Origin of the sequence: Anaerostipes hominis (ex Lee et al. 2021) (genome assembly GCF_002270485.1) — a bacterium.
In the GTDB taxonomy this organism is placed as follows: domain Bacteria; phylum Bacillota; class Clostridia; order Lachnospirales; family Lachnospiraceae; genus Anaerostipes; species Anaerostipes hominis.
The window spans coordinates 380,041-401,815 of record NZ_NQOG01000001.1; the positions used below are offsets into that span (position 1 = coordinate 380,041).

Genomic DNA, 21,775 nt, shown 5'->3' on the forward strand with positions numbered 1-21,775 from the left:
CCTTATCTCCTTAAAGCAAATTAAAAAGATTATTATCTTCTATAGTGCCTTCATAAATTTTCTTCAGATAGTAGGCTACCTTATCTGCATCATGATATCTTTCAACATATTTACGACCTGCTTTTCCTATGAGTGTACGTTTATTGCTATCTGCTAATAAATCACTGACAATTTCATGTAAATCATCAAATTCTGCGCTGACAATCGGTAATTCATTAGGGAACGTCGATCGATATTCTTCTGCAATATATGTTATTACAGGTTTTCCTAAAGCCATTGCTTCTAGAGCTAATACCCCATATGTTCCGCCTGAAATTTGATCTATTATAATATCTGCTTTCTTATATATTTCAAATGCTTCTTGTTGAGTTTTTCCTTCAACTAAAATCAATTCATAGTCACATTTTACCTTTTTTAGAGCCTCTAAAATTCTGTCCGTTCCTTTAATCTTCCTCTTACTCGGAGCATGCACTATTATAGGTTTACTCCTATGTAAAGAATAAATTGGTTCAAATTTCTTAATATCTATCCTTAATGGAACAATATAAACCGGTTTAGATATATTGGGCAAATGTTCTATCAGTTCATAATCATGTAGAATAATCCCATCTGCGTTTATTATCAAGCGGTTTAATCGTTTTTGTCGCTTCTGTTTGTTTACGGTAATAGTATAATTCTCCAGATATTTGTATTCTTTCTCTTTATATGCCCACCTTATATCCGAACCGTGGAACTCTGCAAAAACTTTCATCCCTAACAATTTATCAACTTTCAAATCAAGTCCAAAAGGTAATAATGAATAGCCAAAATGTGAATGTAAAACATTATATTTTGTCCAAGCTTTTATACAAAAACAAAACATTTTAAATCCATAGAAAGGCATTTTTAAAATGTCTTTTTTTATCTTCAGATCGATATCAACTTCATATCCAGATGGATTTCTCCTCCAAACTACCATATTAGAAGTAACATTATTATTTCTTAAGCCTGTAACCGAATTAATTCCTTGTCCTGCCACTTCTGACATACCATGTATAACTTTTAATTCCATACTTATTTATTTAAATTCCCCTTTCATATCAATTGAAGAGAACTTTTCTAATGGAAATTTTACCGGCTGTCCGTATTTCTGACTTTTGTAAATTGCCAAAATTACTTCGACAGCATTCCTTCCTGCTACTGCATCTACATAAGGCCTTCTATCATTTTCTATGGCATTAATTACATCTGCAAATAGACTTGTATGTCCGTTCCCATACACATTACTGGTTTCTTCCTCTAATCCTTTATTTTTAGTATCCTCTTCTGTCTCATCTGAAAAGTTCCAAACATCTATATTATTTGTTGATGTACCGCCAATCTTTACAGTACCTCTTTCCCCAAAAATATATAAGGTTTCTTCAAGATTTCTAGGATAAACATTGGTCGTTCCTTCTATGGTTCCAACCGCTCCATTTTTAAATTTAATTACAGCCATTCCTACATCTTCTGCTTCTAAATAATGATGAAACTGCTGTCTGGTGACCCCATAAACTTCTTCTATTTCATCTCCCATCATCCATCTCAACAAATCGATGCCGTGAATACACTGATTCATCAGAGCACCACCATCTTCTTTCCATGTTCCCCTCCATTTTGCTTGATCATAGTAATCTTTGTTTCTATTCCATCTTACGTGGATAGATCCATGAGACAATTTCCCAAATCTACTTGTCTCTACAGCTTTTCTCAGTTCCTGAATTGCCACATTGAACCTATTCTGATGGCAAGCAGATACTTTAACACCTTTTTCTTCAGAAAGAGCAATAATTTTATCTGCATCTTCTATGCTCATAGCCATTGGCTTCTCTATAATGAGATTTACGCCTTTATCTATCAAATTCAACGCAATTTCCGCATGGCTTCCACTTTCTGTAGCTATGCTGGCCAACTCAGGATTTATTTCTTCAACCATCTCTGTATAGTCTGTATATCGCTTTATACTTCGATTATTTTCAAGCTCATGTTTGATAAGAAGCTCCTCCATCTTTTCTGGAAATATATCACAAACTGCTGCTATTTCAAGGTTATTATTAACTGCAGCCTTTATATGATTCGTTGCTATTCTTCCACATCCAATCAACACATATTTCATAGTTTTCCTCCATCCTTCTACATCAAATATTAACGCATTGTCTTTAAATGTTTTATAAACTTATCATGATCTATAGCTAAATTCCCTGTCACGCTTGCCCCTTTTTCTACATTTTTGGAGACAACTGCTCCCATATTTATGCTCGCTCCTTCTCCAATTTCTAACAACTGTTTAATTGTAGAAGAAAAGCCAACCCAACAGTTATCCTTAATAACTACTCTACCTCCAATTCCCGTGTTTGCAACTATCATACAACATTTTCCTATCTTAGCTCCATGTCCAACATGAACTAAATTGTCTATTACTGTATGTTCTTCTATTACTGTATCATCCCACGGGTATAAAGCTTTATCTATCGCTGTATTTTGTTGTATTTCTACATTCTTTCCTATCACCACTCCACCAACATGTTTGACTACAAAAGTCCTGTCAGACTCTCTCTTTACTTCAAATCCTTCACCACCAATTACTGATCCAGATCTTATAACTGCACCATCTTCTATAATTACGTTCTCTTTTATTGATACAAAAGATTCAATTGTTACATTTTCCCCAATTATAACATTTACATCTGATATTTCCGAAAGTTTGCTTATATTACTTCCCACCCCTATTTTTGTTTTCTCTTTTCTCCTTTGGTAAGAATAATTATCTTTATTAGCAAGATAATTATGAATTTTGAAAAAAGTCAGTCTCGGTTCTTTTACTATGCATTTATTGTTAAAATTAATCTTATCGCAAAGTTCGGCATTGGTCAAAATAAGTGATACATTCTTCGAATATTTCTCAATAAAACGTTCCTCATCTATAAATGTACAAAAATTTTTTATTCCTGTTTCTTTTGAAACCCCCAATGTATCAAATTCCATTTTTCCAATATATTTTGCCTGTATGTTCAACTCTTTTAAAATTGCCTTCAGATCCACTTAAATCTCCTTCCCAAATTCCATCAATTCTGTAGCTACTTGTTCAGCCCTTGCTTCCCAGGTGTTTTTATTAATAGCATCTATTGCACATAATGTTTTCTCTTTTATTTCTTCAAAATGCTCAGATAAAAAAACCAATAACTTTTCTATATCTTTAACATTTGCATCTACTACCCATCCATAATTTTCTTTTTGTACTACTTTTGACAATGATAAGTTGCTTGATATAATAATAGGAGTTCCATATCCCAACGTCTCTTTTGCCTTTATTGGGGAGGACATATCCATATATAAGTTTGATTCCTGACACAATATTGAAACATCCGCTTCCTTATAATATGGAGCTAATTCTTGACTCTTTTTATGTATTATTTTTATTCTTTCACATAATAAATCTTTATATCTTTCTTTATTCATTTCCCACTGTTCCTGAGTAGTACATATAGTTAAAGTTACATTTTTGCAATGATTAACTGCTTTTATAAAAGAATATGGATTATAAATTCCTTTTACTCCTCCAACATAAAAAATATGGAGCTCCTTAGTCTTTCTATCTTTTCTTACTTTTTTTGCATTAACAATATCTACATTTTCTTTGCAACCCGGTGGTAAAGATTTTATTAATATTTCTTTTGATAAGTAATCTTTAAACCCTTCCGCTGGAACATATAAGATCTTTAATAACTTTTTGTAATTAAATAAATCCCATTTATAAAGAGGAATAGTAATACATCTTTTATACCAAGAAACTGCCTCTTTATATTCTGGAAACTTCCAATGCATGTCCCTGTAAAATAGCCCTATAGGTATATGATATTTCTTACATAGGTTAAAAAAATTAAAATCTAAAAAAGGATATCTAGGGAAATGATCTTCTTCTGCTAACAGCGTTGGTTGAGTTAGACTTTCCGAATAGAGAAAATCATAACGTACTCCCTTTTTTAAATTATCCTTTATTTTTAAAATTGCATTCTTTCTATCTTTTCCATAACCTATAACTTTATCAACAATATATCCATTTTGTTCAAATGCTTTTACCATTCTATATGGACGAACTTCAGATCCGGTACCTGGATTCTCATTAATAGGATGAGGATAATGAAAAATACATTTTTTGATCATTTTAATACTCCATTTATCATTTTACAAAGCTTTTATTTACCATAGTTTAGAAAAGAATTTTGCCTAAATTGTTTTATATTCGCCTTAAATATTGATCTAATTTTTTGTCTAGCATTAACTCTTTTTTATTATCCATAAGAGTATTATAATTATCCGCATCTTTTATTTCCTTAAGGCTAAATGTGCCATTTAAAACATTTTCTACATTTTCAATCAACATCCTTATTTCAAGTTCTTCCATTTTCTGACTAATATCATACCAGCTGTCATCTCTTTCAATCTTAATTTTCTTTATATCTATGATCTTACCAACGTCTATCTTTTTATCTATAAAGTGTGCCGTGACTCCTAATTCTTGACCATTATAAACCGCCCATTTAATTGCATCTAATCCTCTTACATCAGGAATAATACCCGGGTGCAGATTTAAAATCCCTATTTTTACACTATCTATAATAAAATCACTTAAAATTCTCGCTCCTGCAACAATTCCTAATTCGATATTTTCGCGTAGAAGAATATTTTTACATGTTTCAGAGTTATGTGGGCATACAAAATAGTCTATTCCAAATCTATCACATATTTCTTTGGTTTCTAAAAATGGCTGTTTTTTTACTTTAATTCTTTTAATAGACTTTGACATATTTAATTCTACTCTAGGGGCAGCAATAACACATTTGATCCGGTAACCCTTAAGAATTAAATTAGACAAAAACGTTTGACTTTTCATATGCAAAAAATCATAACTAAATATTGCAATATTCATTGATTCTCCTTAATTATTTATAAAATTTCTATATTTTTACGATTTATAATATTTTTCATTGCATTCTTGGTATCAAAAACCCACTTAGCATTTTCCTGAACCATTTGATAATCAATTGAACTATGAGAAGCAGTGATCATGACCAAATCATATGAAGAAATAATATTTTTATCAATCGAATTCAATCCACTGTGAAAGTCTCCTTTATCTTTGTACTCAGGAATAAATGGATCATAATAATCAACTAGCGCCCCTTGTTTTTTTAATATATTTATAATATCAATGGCTGGGCTTTCTCTATAATCATCAATATCTTGTTTATATGCAACGCCCATAACCAATATCTTTGACCCATTTAGAGCCTTTTGATCTTTATTTAAGATCTTACTAGCTCTTTCAACACAGTATTCTGGCATTTTGTCATTAATCATCATTGATGCCTCAATCATTGATGTATGGAAACCAAATTCTCTGGCTTTCCAAGACAAATAGTACGGATCAAGAGGTATACAATGCCCTCCTAAGCCTGGTCCAGGATAAAAGGCCTGAAATCCATAAGGTTTTGTCTTTGCCGCGTCAACAACCTCCCACAGACTAATCTGCATTTTATTACACAAAATTGCGAGTTCATTTACTAAACCGATATTTATATTTCTATATGTATTTTCCAATATTTTTTCCATTTCTGCAACTGCAGGAGAAGATACTTCGTAAATATCACCATCAAGTACCACTCTATACATTGCAGAAATAACCTCTTTTGCATCTTCTCCCACTGCTCCAACAACTTTTGGAGTGTTTTTTGTTTTAAATTGTTTATTCCCTGGATCTACGCGTTCTGGAGAAAATCCTAAATAGAACTCCTTTCCACAGCTTAATCCAGATCCATTTTCTAATAATGGTTTTATTAATTCTTCTGTTGTACCTGGATAGGTTGTTGACTCAAGAACTACCATTGTTCCCTTTTTCATATATTTAGCTATCTCCACTGTTGAATTCTTTACATAGCTAATATCTGGTTGCTGATGTTCATCTAATGGAGTAGGGACACAAATCGCAATGAAATCAACATCCTCTATAAAAGAAAAATCTGTAGTCGCTCTTAACTTTCCCTCTTTTACCAGTTTCTCTAAATCCTCATTTACTACATCTCCAATATAGTTTTCGCCCCTATTTACCATATCAACTTTTTCTGACTGAACATCAAACCCAACCGTTTCAAATCCTGCCTTTGCCTTTTCAACAGCTAAAGGTAATCCAACGTACCCTAAACCAATAACACCAACTTTTATCTTTCTATCATTAATCTTTTGTAAAATTTTACTTTTCAATTTTCTATTGCCTCCTTCATAATTTTTCTCAATTTCTTAGTCAACTCATAAAATGAAAATTTTTCAGATGTCTTTATGCAATTTTCACAATATTCTGTATAATCTAATTTACTCAAATTATAAACTGTCTTAACAGCCTGAAAAATATTTTCATTCACAAAAGCACAATTATCTCTTGTTAAATAATTATATCCAAAATCTGCATTTAACATAATGGGTTGGCCTGATGCTAAATATTCAAAAGATTTGTTTAAACTCATTCCATACTTATACAAATCAGATTTAGCAATAAAAATTAAGTTTACAGTGCTTCTACTCAAGATATAAGGAATATATTCCTTCCCCACTTTACCTTTGAAAATTATATTATCCAGCTTTTTGTCCTTAGCAACTCTCTCTAATTCTTCTCTCTGTGACCCTTCTCCAAAAATCAAAAATAAAATATCTTGCATCCCTTCTTCTTTACACTGTTCAGCAACTTTAATTAACAAATGTAATTGATTTGCTTGTCCAATTGAACCTGTATAAACTATTTTAAATTTATTTGACTCCAGATCTCTATCAAAATAAATTTTATTTTCCTTATTATTTCTAAATACTTCTAGATCAACACCGTTGTTAATATATTCAACTTTATGAAGAGGAACATATTTTTCCCACTTCATATCTTTAATATATTGCTTCCCACCTTCCATGGTGAAAATCACTTTCTTTGCATTTTTGTATGTATATAATTCTAGTTTTAATAGAAAATTATGTAACAATCCATTTCTTTTTATTTTTCCAAACTCAACCAAGGTTAATGGCCATATATCACGAACTTCACATATGCATGGAATATTATATTTTTTGCCTAAATAAATGCCTGCGACTAATGTTAAAGGATGGACTGATGATGCTAAAATAATGTCAGGTTTTTTACCATTCTTTATCTTTTGCTTTCCTACTTTTTTTACATTTTTCCAATATAAAATCATATTTAATATTCTTGAGATACCGTTACCTTCATATGGTTTCGTTTTCACGAAGATATAAGGTATGTTATCAGCACCAACTTTTTCACAACTTATGCCCTTTTTTATTTCTATATCTTCTCCTTTATTATGGCCATAATTTGAACAAAAAATATTTACCTCATCTCCATTCCTAATGAGATATTTTGCGAATCCATGATGTCTTCCTCCCCCGTCAAAATACATATCTGTAGCATAATGATTTAAAATCCATATTTTCATAAACTTCTACGTAAGCCTCCCTAATATGTTCAATCTATAATTTTCATATCCAAATACTTCATCATATATACAGATTCTTTATAGTTGCCTATCTCTATCTCATTCTCTTCTTCTAACAAATTATTAAGCATATATTTTGGGAAATTACAACCACACAAATATGCATGTGGATATCCTCCTCCAAACCTTGGATTCACTTCGGATATATAATAATTTCCATTTCTCTCAAACACATCAATATCAATTTGACCAATGAATCCTGCAGTTTCAACGAATCTTTTTATCAGATTAAATAACTTTTTATCTTTAACCGATTTTGATTTATCTGTTTCTCCAGCTCTCATTAATATCTTTTCTTTTATAAAAATGGAGATAACTTTTTTTGATAAGGTATCTATATAAACATCGCAGCCGAACTCTTTACCTTCCATAAATTCCTGAACAATTAAATTGTGATGTTTATTTAAAACATACTTAAGATCACTTATGTTTTCTATTTTTTGAATATCAATGCTACAACTCCCCCTTCGTGGCTTCACAAAAACAGGAAACTGTAATTCACTTTCAGCAATTGCATTTTTCACATTTTCTATGCCACAAAAAGTTTTAACAGTAGGGAAGTGATTACTTTTACAGAATTTATAAAATTTAAGTTTATCAAAACACATATCAACTTCTTCATAATTAGATAAGAACAATACAATATTACTTTTTTGAAATAGCTCTTTATTTTCAGCTAATAATGAAAGTTCAGGATCAATCAATGAAAATATTCCATCAATATTCTCTTGCTTACATATATCCAATATAACTTTTAAATATTCCGGATCGTCAATACGTGGAACAATGTAATAACCATCTGCTTCATACAAAGATGGCGCTAATGGATCACAATCTGTGCATATAATTTTCCCTTCATCTCCCAATTCTTGCTTGAAAAATTGAATTAACTTATTTCTAGTTCCCGTACTCAATGCTAAAATATTCATCTTATTTCCTCATTTACTACCTAAATATTCAGTAACATTCCACTTTTTTCTCACACATTCAATATCACAATTAATTTTTTTTAAATATACTGCAGGAAAATATTTAATAAACAATGGGCTCAAACACATCGTATACGAACCAACTTTATAATATTTAATTAAATCTCCTTCTTGCAGCAACTTATAATTTTTCAGATGAAAAATTCTATCATGTTCCATGCAAGTAAAACCTGAAATGATCTGATTATCAACCACCTCATTATGACTATTACTCTCAATATCATAAAAATACTTTGTTTTTGTCATAAGAGGATCTATATCATTTCTACTTCCATCTGTTGTTATAAAAATATTTCTATTTGTTTTTTTGACATCGATCACTGATGTTACAAACGAGACAGGCGATGCAATTATAGACGCACCTGGTTCCACTATAAGAGTAATTCCATGAGAATTCATAAAATCACCTAAAACACACTCCACTTGTTCTATATAATCTCTATACGAAGGTTTATCCGTCAGTCCGCCAAAAAAACCTCCACCAATATCAACATATTCCAAATCTAAATTATATCTTTCAATTACACTTCGAGCTGTTTTTGCAATAGCTTTATAAATATTTAGACTTCTAGTCTTACTACTAGTATGTAAATGTATTCCTGTAATTTTTATATTCTTTTGGCAATTTAAAAGATCTATAGCTCTGTCCAATTCCTTATTATGTAAACAAAAACCAAACCGTCCTCCTTCATCTCCACATGCGCTTTCTAAAGGACACATTTTCTCTATGTCAAAATTAATTCTAATCCCAATTTTATACTTCTTATTTTTATTTAGACAATCCAACCACCGGATTTCCCTTGTTGTTTCTATGTTAACAATAGCTCCCGATTCTATGGCATCTAGAAATGTTTTTTGGTCTTTCATGGGCCCATTATATATAATATTTTTTCTAAGATAACCTAATGTAACTGCTAAATTATATTCATCGTAAGAAACAACTTCTGCAAAACAATTATGATCTCTCATATATTCACATAAATAAGGGAGAGAGTTTGTTTTAAAAGAATATCCAATTTTCCAGTTATCAAACTTCTGTGATAATGCTTTTTGCATATCCCGTATGTTATGATCTAGTTCCTTCTCATCAATCATAAAATATGGTGTCTCTAATATTCTCCTATCCATTACCTTTAAAATCCTCCATTGTTTCCGATGAGTCTGAACTTATTCCTTCTTTTTTTAAGACTGCTTTTACAGTATACAAAAGAATTTTACAGTCAAATAAAAAACTAATTTTGTGCACATATTGGATGTCCTTTTTAAATCTTTCATCCCAGCCCAAACAGTTTCTCCCATTCACTTGCGCCCATCCCGTTAAGCCTGGTCTTACATTATGACGTTTCTTTTGCTCCTCATTATATAAGGTAATATATTCGACTAATAACGGCCGTGGCCCTACTAGACTCATTTCACCTTTTAGAATGTTAAATAATTCTGGTAATTCATCTAAACTGGTAGCTCTTAACTTCTTACCGAATTTTGTCAATCTGGCTTCATCAGATAACAATTCTCCTTTAGAGTCTTTTTTATTGGTCATTGTTCTAAATTTGTATAATTTAAATATTTTTTCATTCAATCCAGGCCTACTTTGCGTAAATATTACGGGCTTTCCAAGTTTCACTCTTACCAACACTGCAACCAGTAAAAAAACAGGAAATAGAACACAAATAGCAATTATTGATACTGTAAAATCAAAAAAGCGTTTTATATATTTTACATATACTTTTTGGCTACTCTTCATTTTCCAAAACATCCTTTAACAATTTCACATACCTTATTTAAATCATCTATTGTCATTTTTGTATCGGACGGCAAACATATACCCCTTTCAAATATTGATTGTGCTGTTGCCTCATTATTTACGTAATCAAATTTCTCAAAATACGGTTGCATATGCATTGGTTTCCATATTGGCCTAGCCTCTATATTCTCGTCTTCCAATGCAAGCTGAATATCCAAAGGGGTAATCAGACATGTTTTTGACATAATAAATGAAGATAGCCAACAATTACATTCTTGATATGCCCCATGTATTGGCATCATTGATATATCTGAAATGCCTCTAAACGATTCTTCATAATAATGAAAAATCTCCCTCTTCTTCTCTACCCTTTGCCCGAGAACCTTTAATTGTCCTCTTCCGATTCCTGCTACGATGTTACTCATCCGGTAATTATATCCTAATTCTTTATGTTGATAGTAACGCTCAAGTTCTCTAGCCTGTGTTGCCCAAAATCTTGCTTTTATAGCCATGTGTTCTGCATTTTCCGTATTACACAAAAGCATTCCTCCACCAGAGGATGTAATAATCTTATTCCCATTAAAAGAAAGAATTCCATAATCTCCAAATGTCCCTGTCATTTTCCCTTTATATAATGACCCAAGACTTTCTGCTGCATCTTCCAAAATTGGAGCACCATACTTCCTACAGATCTCCCGAATTTCATCTATTTTAGCTGGAATTCCATACAAATGAACTACAATAACTGCCTTTGGTTTTAATCCTTTTGTCTCATAATGCTTAAATGCTCTCTCAAGAGCATCCGGACTCATATTCCAACTTTCTTTTTCACTATCAATAAACACCGGAATCGCATTTTGATAAATAATTGGATTAGCGCTTGCAGAAAAAGTCAAACTCTGGCAGAAAACAAGATCTCCTTGTTCCACACCTAAGGCTTTTAACCCTAAATGCAGGGCAGCCGTTCCTGAACTTAAAGCAACTGCATCATTTGCTCCAGTTACTTCACAAATTTCCTGCTCAAATTTATTTACATTCTCCCCAAGAGGAGCAATCCAATTGGTATCAAACGCTTCTTTTATGTACTCCATTTCATATCCTTCATCGCTCATGTGTGGTGACGACAAAAAAATCCTTTTATTCATTCAAATTCTCCTTATCACAAATTACAGTTATTATATATAATAAAGAATTAAATATCGCTTACTTGATTCCCTATATTATAATTATTTTTCTGCTGATTAAGAACTAACATTAATATAATTGAATAAACATAAGTTTCAATTAAAAACTGACATTCAAATAGATTTACGACAAACATAAAACAAGCGCAGATCAACCAATAGTCCGTTTTTTCATGATCCATCTGAATCACCTTTTTTATCAATATTAATAAAAATAAAATAAAAGCAAATACTCCGCATACAGATATTGTGCCAAGGTATCCATTATGGAAATCAAATGCCATCATTTGCCTTCTCTGTTGCTCTGCCCTTACAGGATCTTTGTAAATTTTCATAAAAATATCTTTTCTTTTATTTTGGCTATTTATAACGCTTCCTGATCCCCAAAAATCCGTGAGTTTATTTGTGTTAATATCATACTTCCAGATCAAATATCTTCCGGTACTTCTTTGGTTTAGTTCTTGCTCTATTGGATTCATAACTTCAACTTTACTAATATCAGTACTGTTTTTGTAAACTACACCATATAGTCCTGCTGTCATGCACACACATGCCACAAAAACTAATGTCACAAAAATTTTAATTATATACTTTTTCTTTGATAGCTGCATTAATACATATCCTATGCCACATACCATGAGAGCCACTTGTGCACTTCTAGCATGAACTAAATACATAAAATATATGGAAAAAGTACAGTACAGCCAAAAAAATATTTTTCTCTTTTTAAACACTGCCGCTGCCAAGACAACGGCCATACCTGTTAAAATTCCAGCTCCATTTGAATTTGTATATAGTGAAGCGTAAGGGAAGCTTGCATAGCTGCTATATTTTGTAAGCCAAAGCACCACTCCCCCTTCCGGCGCAAACACTCCTTTGGGAACAGCGTAAAAAATAAATATATTTAAAATATTTATAATTAAATTCAAAAAAATATACACTTTAAAAACACTATTTAAATTATCTATATACTTTAAACTATAATAGCCTATAATTATGAGACCAAAGATCTCATAATATATTGTTTCTAGAGCATTTTGATCCACAGAAAAATCTCCAAAAAACAAACTTCCACACCGAACAGTAAAATATAAAATAATCATCCAATTATTCTTTAATATATATTTCACTTCACCTTTTGTAGTATATAACAAGTTCCACAAAAAAGGAATCCAAAGAAGAAATGTTATATAAAATAACATTTCTAATCTTAGATTCCATTCTAGCATTCTAGCAAAAACTGTAGTTTGAAGAAAATATATACAAATTATTATTCCTATAATCCATTTGGTAATATGACTATTTACCTTCTTCATCTCTCATCTCTCCAAAATGCCTAATCTTCTTGTAATTTTTTACTGTTATTAACCTTTATTATATCATATAATAATAAATTTACAAATAATTCTCTATTTTTTATATTTTTGTACTGATTTTTTTATATAAAAACTACCGAAAACAAAACACAGCATTATAAAAAATATTAACGTGTAAGTAATCCAATAGTTCCGCCTTTTATGTTTTTCTTTAGTCAGATAATTTTCTAAATAACGCATTATTTTCATAATGTATCTCCTCTTAAACTAAGATATTAGAGTTTAATTTTTTTAACTTTCTCGTTTCCGCTTCGGTCTACCACATAAACCGTATAATACCTGCCCCTCTTCGCCTGAAAGCTGGCACTGCCTTTCTTATTCTTCAGCCTGCTTCCTTTTTTTCCTTGCTTAAAATAAGACGCAGATTTTTTCCCTTTTGCATATCTGAATTTTAATGTCTTTTTGCTCTCGTCTGAGGCTTTTATCCTAACTTTTGCTTTTGAACGGCTCTTTTTATATACTTTGACATTAAGCTTCGGCGGCTTCCCGGCAGTGATCTTTACGGTCTTCACTGTCTGGTTCCCTGCGCTGTCTCTGGCAAAAACCGTATAATACCCGGTCTTTTTTACTTTGAGTGTCCCGTTTTTTACGTTATATCCCTTTTTCCCGTTGGAAAAGTAAGCGGAAGTCTTCTTTCCCGTTATGTATCTAACTGCAGCAACTGTTGTACTGCCTCTCTTTTTGGCACTGACCTTTGCCAGAGAATAATTCTTCTTCTGTGTTGTTTTAACTGTAATATATGGTGGATAGTAATTGGAATTCACAGTCTTTTCAGCATTCAAATATCCGCCGGACGCCACTTTTCCATTTAAGCTGCTGATTCTGGTTGCTCCGCGCTTCAACGCATTTTTCGCCATAGCAGGGGTTATTCCCGGATACTTTGCGTAGATCAAAGCGGCCGTACCGGTAACCATAGGCGCTGCCATAGAGGTTCCGGTCTCAACGATCCCCCGTTCATTAACACCCAGGCTGAATATGTCCGTCCCCGGCGCTGCCAACAGAACACTTTTCTTTCCATAGTTTGAATAGGATTCTAAGTAACCTGTGTAATCAAGATTTGCAACCGATATCACGTTGCTGTAATTATAGCTGGCCGGATAAGCAGGATACCTGTCATTGTTGTTTCTCTCATTTCCCGCAGCGCAGATAAACAGCATATCTTTACTATCTTTTATCACATCCCTGAGCATCTTATCGTTCTGGTAGGATCCAAAGCTAAAATTACATATCTTGGCCCCCATCTTTTTGGCATATTTTATGCCCTTGATGACACTCAAGGTTGTTCCTTCTCCTTTTCTCCCGCCCAGAACCTTGATGGTCATAAGCTTTACATTGGTGCCCGATGCAATCCCCGCTATTCCATAGCCATTGTTGCGCACAGCGGCGATAGTCCCCGCTCCGTGGGTCCCATGGTCATCCTCATAATTATTGTAGCTATAAGCCCTGTTTGAATAGACTTTGTTATTGTTATTATAAAAATTCCAGCCATAAATATCGTCTTTGTAGCCGTTTTTATCACTGTCTTTCCCGTTTTTCTTTTCTTTCGGATTCTTCCACATAACGGACTTAAGGTCAGTACTGGTGTAGTCAACTCCGGTATCAATATTGGCCACAATGACCTTACTCGTATTTTTTTTGTTCAGCTGTTTCCAGAGATTCTTTACATTAATATCCAATCCCTTTTTCTGTGGAATCGTAACACCCTGTCCCCCACCCTGAGTGCGGACAAAGTCTGTAAGGTTTGTTCCATAGTTATAGAGCCCCCACTGTGCATAAAAGAAAGGATCGTTAACACCAGCCGTCTTCATGGCGCGCTCTCTCTCTGATACTCTGCCGTTCCCGTCTACCAGCCGATAGACATAGTTTGGCTGTATATATTCTACGTCATCATTTTTGTTCAGTTCTTTCACTGCGGCTGCCGTCTCTTTTTTCGTGTCTGCCTTTACCACCGCTACCGTCCCCGTTACCTGTTCGGCTTCTCCTGGTGTTTCCTCTATGATATTTTCCTTTTTTGTCTCGGATACACCGTCTTTGAATTTTACAATGACCTCTTTTGTCTTATATTCATTTGGGTCTGTCACTGATGCCGCGGTACTCTCAGAATTATCGGCCCGGACTGGCTTTGTCCCTGGCTGAATGAAAATAAGGCCCCCTGCAAGACAGATTGCAGTCAATGTACTTATGGCTCTTCTCATACTCTTTTCCTCTTCTTTCTGGATACTACAATATAAATTATCAAGATGATCCCTGCAGCTGTACTGACAGCAACCCCCGGGATCAGCCACGGAGTTGTGTAATTTAACGTGATCTTGTGTTCACCCGGCGTAAGGACTAACCCCATATACATACCGTTGGTTTTTAATATTTTGGTCTTCCTGCCGTCTACTTTCGCTGACCATCCCTTAGAATATGCCACCGGAATACACAACAATTTTGTTTTCCTGGTCTTGATCTCCCCTGAAAATACATTGTCTTGATAGGTAATATTCTGAAGTGAATTCTGCTCTCTGTTTTTCAGCTCTTTCTGCATCTTTTCAGGATTTACAGAGATCAGAGAGATGGACTCTACACTGTATGTTCCGGAGCTTAAAAAATTCACTTCAAAGTCCCCGTCACCGGTAATTCTCATTAGATAATCATGGCGTCCGAAATAGTAGGAACTCATCTTATCCTGAATATAAATATGCTGTTCCTTTGAGCCGTCCATGACATCGATCCCTTTGTTGCCTTTTTTCCCTTTTAAGGCAATATCTGAGATGTTGGATTTGTTTTTTGTCAAAGGGCTGTACCGGAGATTCTTAATATAGATGTAATTCTCCTTTTGGGAATTCAGTTTGACACGATACTTTTTGGTCTTTCCTCCCTTATTGACCGACAGGCTTTGTCTGCCGGAAAGTCGTTTCTCTCCAACATGTACAGAAGAACGTTCCTGCTTCTTAAGGCCTTCTACACCCTCATTCAGAACCGCCGACTTGATCATCGCCTGCTCACGTTCTGCCCCGTTCATGGAGTCGTACTCCTTTTGGCTCATCCATGAATCATACGTATACCCAAACGGAAGGGCATATGGGTTTTCATAGAGCCTGACCCCATCTGTCTCATGGAGCAGACGGCAGCCCTTCAGGTTTTCATTTTCAGGCACCATAATATATTTGACCGAGGCAAGGCTTAACAGCCCCTGTCTCAGATCCACACCATGATACTTGTCAGCATACTGCATGCCCAACGTTTCATAGCTGCGCACTGTCTCCATTGTCTCCTTCGGGATAATGCTGTAGTAAGCGCTGACTGTATTCAATTCGTCCAGAACACCATAATTGTGGAACCTCTGAGTTTCATTGTGGACTCTGACCATCTGACCTGCAGCCTGCTTTTTCAGCTGTTTATTTTCATCAGAAGAAAGCAGTCTCAAGGCTTCTCCATGGTTTAAAAACTCACTGATATAATTTCTTCCGCCGTCACCGAAACGGTAAAATCCATGGACCCCGATGCTGATCACAATCAGCACTGAGATAACAATTTTGGTAGCTATATTCTTACTGTCCATGTTTTTCCACTGAAAAAACAGTAACACCAGGTAAAACAAAAAGAGAAAAATACCGGCTATATAGGCTCCATCATTTTTAAACACATCCGGCTTGCTCAGCTCAGCCACTCTGATGATCAGATTATAAATAGAGATGCCGATCAGGATCCCCATGATCTGGCGCTTGGACATATGAAAAAGTCTCGGATACATCTCTGCCACAAGCAGTGCAATGATGAACGTAAAGACAAAACTCCAACGGTTTGTGACGTAGGAAAAACCGTTAAAGATAAATCCGAACACTGGAAGTGCCAGGAATATGATACAGCCCAAAAAGGCCAGTTTGTATTTTTTATGTTTCATCCGGCGGGAATACATCAAAAACAGAACAACGATGCCTGCAATGGGGATGAAACCTACATTGGTCGACTGTCCGCTGTTTCCGTATCCCACAAAATTCTCCAGGAATAAAATATAATACTTGAACGGATAAGCGATCAGATTGTGGACCTGCCCGCCTCCGCGGCCGTTTCCTAAAAAGCCATAGACCGCAGGCAGAAGAATCACTGCTGAAAGAGCCACTCCCAGAATATAATATCCTGCGAATCCTCTGAGCAGCACGAGAAAGTTTTTAAGCCTGTCCTCGGCATAGTATTGATAAAACCGGATCAGTGCATAGATGACTGTAAAAATCGTCAACATGTATAAGAAATAAAAGTTACTCATCGATGCCACCGCAGTGACTGCGATAAACAGGTAAGGACGTTCTTTTTTATAGATCTTTTCAACGCCCAGGCACAGCAGTGGAAAATAAATCATCGGATTAATAAAAAATGGATGCCTGAGTCCTGAACGGAAAATAAAACCGCAGAACACATACACAAGAGCCCCCAGCACAGAAGCGAAATTATTTTTGTTCATCTTTCTGCAATATAACATAAAGGCTGTTCCCGCTAAAAACATCCGCAGAAGGATCATAAAATTATACATAACTTCCGTATGTTTCATCGGCACGAAGATATACAGAAGATTCAGCGGATCACCGATGGCATAATAATTTAACGTGGATAAAATATCTCCTCCGTAGCCAAGATTCATATTCCACATAGGAAGTGACGGATGCCCTAAAAAAATGCTTTTCACTGCTTCCCGCAGATAATGACCCCAGTAAGCCAGCGACTCAAAATGCTGGGTCAATCCGTCTTCCACGCCTGCGGCCCAGATAAACGATTTTCCTTCTGCGATAAACGGATAAAAAGCCGCAAAACACATTACAATAAATAATATGAAATATAGCAAATAATATTTCTTTGTACTCCTTTGTGATGTCATATCTTTGTCGCTCCTTTTAGAATCTTCTTCGTTTCCTCAAAACCAAAAGCAGGCCAAGGGTAAGTATACTGACAGCCGCACCGGGTACAAGTCCCGGCGTCCGGTAAGTCATCTGAATCTTATGTTCTCCCGGTGTCAAAAGCCAGCCCATATACATGCCATTTACTTTTTTGATCTTCATATCCCTTCCGTTATCCTGGGCTTTCCATCCGCTGGAATAGGGGATGGGGATGCAAAGTATCCTGTTTTCCTTCACAGAAATTTTTCCTGAGAAGTCATTATCCTTATATGAAATCTCCTTCATGACACTATTGTCTTTCAGACGAATCAGCTGATGCAGAGTTTTGTCCTGGCTGACAGCCAAAATCTTCAAGTTATCTACTTTATATTTCCCGCGTTTATTAAAAATAATACTGAGAGTCTTGTCCTTCAGCCTTCCAAGATGCAGTATATAGTCTTTTCTTCCAAAAGAATAACTGCTTCCTTTCTGCTGGATCCTGAGTTTCTGTCTCCAGCCCTGGCCTGACAATGTTATAAAATATGTATTTTTTCCTTTTCTGTTGTTCTCATATTCCAATCCCTTTATATAGAGATAATTATCCTTTCCCGGTACCATTTGAATTGGTAGCTGGTACATCTGACGCCTTTTTTTTATCTTTATCGATTTTTTCTTTAATGGGACATTTCGCTCTGTGATTGAAAACTGTGGATCTCCTCTGCGGATGCCCTGCTCTTTTTCGTCCAGCACAGCGCTCTGAAGCATTGCCTGCTCTCTCTCAATCCCGTTCAGCTTCTTGTATTCTTCCGCTGTAATATAAGAGTCATAGGAATATCCGAATGGAAGAGCATACCTGTTTTTTAAGAGCAGCCTGCCGTTTTTTATAGAAATTGGATCAAAGCCTTTCTTCTTCCATGCTTTTGACGCATTTTTGCTATACTTTACAGAAATATATTTGACTCCATTCAGACCATACAGTCCAGTCCTGTGGTCCAGTCCCTTGAACTTAAATAAATACGTCAGATTTAATGTCTGAAAGCTTTCTACTGTCTTCCCTACATTTCCGTTTGTAACGCTGTAGTAGTTATTTACTGTATTTAAATCAGCAGCCTGTCCGTAGTTGTGATTCAGGCTCTGATTGGTGTTCACACGGAAAACGCCAGAATCTCCTGTACTTTTTAAACCCTTCGCTGAGTCATCCACCAGCGATTCATATCCCGTTCCGCTGTCTAAGAAGTCTTTGGTGTACTTTCCTTTCTTAGGCCCGAACCGATAATAAGAATGTATTCCCAAGCTGCCGATGATCAACAAAGCTATCATCACAGAACTGATCACGCTTTGATATGCCGCTCCTGTCTTCTGGATCAGGCAGATACATAAAAAACTGCCTGCCAATGCTATGATAGCACTGTTAGAACCATATGTATAGAACCCGCCTCCAACAAATTTTTGAGCAAACACACTATAAACAGCCAACAGGCCAATCACAGCGGCAACCAGCCATTTTTCTCTGTTCGTCATTGAAAACAGCTTCGGATACATTTCTACAAAAATCAATGCGACAATAAATCCTATGACAAATGTCCAGCGGTTTGTCACATATGCAAACCCATTCAAACCATAACCAAACACTTTGACACAGAGAAAGATCAGTGCCAGTCCAAATGCAGCTTTGAATGGTGTATATTTTCTGTCTTCATTCTTTGCCGCAAACAGGAGAAGAACGGCTAATCCTGCCACAGGAACAAAACTTAAAGAAACCGAATTTCCTGAATTTCCAAAACCAACGAAATTCAGCATTACACGGCTGTAATACCGCAGTGGGTAGAATAATCCCACCGATATATTCTCGCTGCTCCGTCCGTTTCCAAGAAATCCTATGACTGCCGGCAACAAAATAACTGCGGAGAGTCCCAGTCCCAAAAAATAATAGCCGGAGAATCTTCCCACTGTCCGTATAAAAGTCATAACATAATTTTCCCGGACATAGGAAAAAAAGCGGATCAATGCATATAAAAATGTAAATACAGTGAGCATATAAAGAAAATAATAGTTGCTCATAGCCGAAATACATACAGAGAATATAAACACATACGGTTTCTCTTTTTGAAATATCTTTTCAGCGCCAATCAAAAGAAGCGGTAAATAGATCAGCGGGTTCAGGAAAAATGGATGCCTTATGCCTGCCCACAGTGTAAATCCTGTAAACACATAGATCAGAGAACCAAATACAGTTGCCCTGTGCCCCTTCTTCATATATAAACAATAGGACATAAAGGAAAGACCTGCCAGGTACATTCTGAAAATGATCATAAAATTATACAAATACTCTGTATTCTCTTTAGAAACAAGTGCATATACAAGATTCAGCGGGTCCCCTATAGCATAATAGTTTAATGTAGATAATATATCTGCGCCATATCCAAGACTCATATCCCACATAGGGAGCGAGGGATGTCCTGCAAAAAGATTCGAAAAAAAGCTCCGCAGATACTCGCCCCAGTAAGCCAGTGAATTTAAATGCTGGCTTAATCCGTCACCTGCCATTGAAACCCATATCAGAGACTTCCCGCTCTGATACATAGGGTAGAACACAATGCAGGATATGACCGCAAACAATGCCGTATAGATCAATCCACTTTTTAATTTTTTATTCTCTCTCATGATTCATACCACCTATCCAAAAAATTCCATAAAACTAAAGTATTCGTTTATTATACCATAAGTCGGCAATAATTTAAGCTCTTTCTAGTCACTTCTCTGGATTGTAAGAAAATCTTCACATTCTTGCAAACTTTTATCAGAGGTTTTATACTATAATAAATTTTAAACATATAATATATAAGAAAAGGATACTATCATGATGATTTTAATTAAAAAACTTTGGTATAATCAAGGGCTCCGCTATCTTTTTTTCGGCGGTTGCACTACCCTTGTAAACCTGGTGATATTTAATGTGCTTGTTTATACGTTCCATATCAATTATACCGTCAGCAATATTATTTCTGTCATTGCGGCAATACTCTTTGCCTATGTGGTCAATAAGCTTTTTGTCTTCTCTTCCAGCTGCAGTTCCTGGAAAGAAGTATTTTTAGAATTTTACAGGTTTGTGCTGGGCCGTTTATCTACTATGTTCATTGAAGTCGGCGGCGTCTATGTCCTTGTACAGTTTATTGGACAGGCCAAATGGCTGGCCAAACTGGAAACACAGGTGATCGTAGTGATCGTAAACTACTTTATCAGTAAATTTTTAGTTTTTAAACATACACAGCCAGAAAGAGATTAACATTATGAAATTAGATAAAGCACAAAAGATAATGCTTGCACTGACTCTGGTCTTTGCCCTGTGTCTGGGAGTCATCGGCTCTTCATTTCCCGTCAAGGAAGATGCCACACCCCAGTACCTTGACACCTTAGATCTTAGAGGTATCGACAACATTATGATCGTGGCACATCCTGACGATGAGTCTCTATGGGGAGGAGCGCATCTGGCAAAGGACCGGTACCTTGTTGTATGTCTCACCAACGCCAATACATATCATCTCACCAGATACAAAGAATTTAAATACGCTATGAATGTAGCCGGTTCTCCCAGCATCATGCTGGATTATCCGGACTATGTAAACAGAAAACGGGTTTCCTGGGAACCATACAAAAACAGGATCGAAAAGAACATCCGCACCCTTTTAAGATACAAAAAATGGAAGGTCATCGCCACCCATAATCCGGAAGGTGAATATGGCCACCCTCATCATATTGGCACTTCAAACATTGTCACATCCGCCGCGAAGAAAGAACATGATTTTGATCACTTATACTATTTCGGTAAGTATTACCGCCAGCTGCCTCCAGAGAGGCCCATCGGTCCCCCGGAAGACCCGAAATATATGAAGATCAAAAAAAAGATGTTCCCATTCTACAACCGGGAACGCCGTACAATCTGGAAACACAGACAGATGCACTACTTTGAAAATTGGGTAAAGGCTTCAGACTGGAACGAAGGAACAAAAAGCAAAACAGCGGAAGGAAATCAGCCTTGATTTCTTTCCGCT

Annotated in this window: 17 protein-coding genes; 2 read left to right on the plus strand and 15 right to left on the minus strand. The window is 35.4% G+C overall.

Annotation, left to right across the window (positions count from 1 at the left end; translation table 11 throughout):
* Positions 1-10: 10 nt before the first annotated feature.
* From CI597_RS01875 to CI597_RS01945, 15 genes are all read right to left on the minus strand, one after another.
* Positions 11-1,051 carry a glycosyltransferase family 4 protein gene (locus CI597_RS01875; RefSeq protein WP_024726584.1) on the minus strand — a complete coding sequence of 347 codons (1,041 nt, stop codon included), beginning with the start codon at positions 1,049-1,051 and terminating at the stop codon, positions 11-13.
* A 6-nt stretch (positions 1,052-1,057) separates the two neighbouring features.
* Entirely contained in the window at positions 1,058-2,134 is a 1,077-nt protein-coding gene (locus tag CI597_RS01880) for a Gfo/Idh/MocA family protein (protein ID WP_024726583.1), read from the minus strand.
* A 29-nt stretch (positions 2,135-2,163) separates the two neighbouring features.
* Positions 2,164-3,060 carry a hypothetical protein gene (locus CI597_RS01885; protein WP_024726582.1) on the minus strand — a complete coding sequence of 299 codons (897 nt, stop codon included), beginning with the start codon at positions 3,058-3,060 and terminating at the stop codon, positions 2,164-2,166.
* Complete coding sequence (locus CI597_RS01890; protein WP_024726581.1) at positions 3,061-4,182, minus strand: glycosyltransferase; 1,122 nt, start codon at positions 4,180-4,182, stop codon at positions 3,061-3,063.
* Between the two features lie 73 nt (positions 4,183-4,255).
* On the minus strand, positions 4,256-4,948 hold the full coding sequence (locus CI597_RS01895) for a formyltransferase family protein (protein ID WP_095142865.1): 693 nt from the start codon (positions 4,946-4,948) through the stop codon (positions 4,256-4,258).
* Between the two features lie 17 nt (positions 4,949-4,965).
* Positions 4,966-6,279 (minus strand): nucleotide sugar dehydrogenase, encoded by a 1,314-nt coding sequence (locus tag CI597_RS01900; RefSeq protein ID WP_024726579.1) that lies wholly within the window; start codon positions 6,277-6,279, stop codon positions 4,966-4,968.
* Complete coding sequence (locus CI597_RS01905; RefSeq protein ID WP_095142866.1) at positions 6,276-7,514, minus strand: glycosyltransferase family 4 protein; 1,239 nt, start codon at positions 7,512-7,514, stop codon at positions 6,276-6,278. The genes CI597_RS01900 and CI597_RS01905 overlap by 4 nt, the downstream gene beginning before the upstream one ends.
* 29 nt (positions 7,515-7,543) lie before the next feature.
* Positions 7,544-8,503, minus strand: a complete 960-nt coding sequence (locus CI597_RS01910; RefSeq protein ID WP_024726577.1) for an ATP-grasp domain-containing protein — start codon at positions 8,501-8,503, stop codon at positions 7,544-7,546.
* A gap of 9 nt (positions 8,504-8,512) precedes the next feature.
* Complete coding sequence (locus CI597_RS01915; protein ID WP_024726576.1) at positions 8,513-9,691, minus strand: hypothetical protein; 1,179 nt, start codon at positions 9,689-9,691, stop codon at positions 8,513-8,515.
* Positions 9,684-10,307: a sugar transferase gene (locus tag CI597_RS01920; RefSeq protein WP_024726575.1), complete on the minus strand. Its 624-nt coding sequence runs from the start codon at positions 10,305-10,307 to the stop codon at positions 9,684-9,686. The genes CI597_RS01915 and CI597_RS01920 overlap by 8 nt, the downstream gene beginning before the upstream one ends.
* On the minus strand, positions 10,304-11,452 hold the full coding sequence (locus CI597_RS01925) for a DegT/DnrJ/EryC1/StrS family aminotransferase (protein ID WP_024726574.1): 1,149 nt from the start codon (positions 11,450-11,452) through the stop codon (positions 10,304-10,306). Before CI597_RS01925 ends, CI597_RS01920 begins: the two co-directional genes overlap by 4 nt.
* Before the next feature lie 47 nt (positions 11,453-11,499).
* Positions 11,500-12,807, minus strand: a complete 1,308-nt coding sequence (locus tag CI597_RS01930) for an O-antigen ligase family protein (RefSeq protein WP_095142867.1) — start codon at positions 12,805-12,807, stop codon at positions 11,500-11,502.
* Positions 12,808-13,082: 275 nt separating this feature from the next.
* Positions 13,083-15,062, minus strand: a complete 1,980-nt coding sequence (locus CI597_RS01935) for a S8 family serine peptidase (RefSeq protein ID WP_024726572.1) — start codon at positions 15,060-15,062, stop codon at positions 13,083-13,085.
* Positions 15,059-17,725, minus strand: coding sequence for a YfhO family protein (locus CI597_RS01940; protein WP_024726571.1), 2,667 nt, complete (start codon positions 17,723-17,725; stop codon positions 15,059-15,061). The genes CI597_RS01935 and CI597_RS01940 overlap by 4 nt, the downstream gene beginning before the upstream one ends.
* A gap of 16 nt (positions 17,726-17,741) precedes the next feature.
* Positions 17,742-20,387: a YfhO family protein gene (locus CI597_RS01945; RefSeq protein WP_024726570.1), complete on the minus strand. Its 2,646-nt coding sequence runs from the start codon at positions 20,385-20,387 to the stop codon at positions 17,742-17,744.
* Positions 20,388-20,583: 196 nt separating this feature from the next.
* On the opposite strand from CI597_RS01945, the gene CI597_RS01950 reads away from it, so the two are divergent.
* The gene (locus CI597_RS01950) at positions 20,584-21,009 is read left to right on the plus strand and encodes a GtrA family protein (protein ID WP_024726569.1); all 426 of its coding nucleotides are present in this window, start codon (positions 20,584-20,586) and stop codon (positions 21,007-21,009) included.
* A 4-nt stretch (positions 21,010-21,013) separates the two neighbouring features.
* Entirely contained in the window at positions 21,014-21,763 is a 750-nt protein-coding gene (locus CI597_RS01955) for a PIG-L family deacetylase (RefSeq protein ID WP_024726568.1), read from the plus strand.
* Positions 21,764-21,775: the final 12 nt, after the last annotated feature.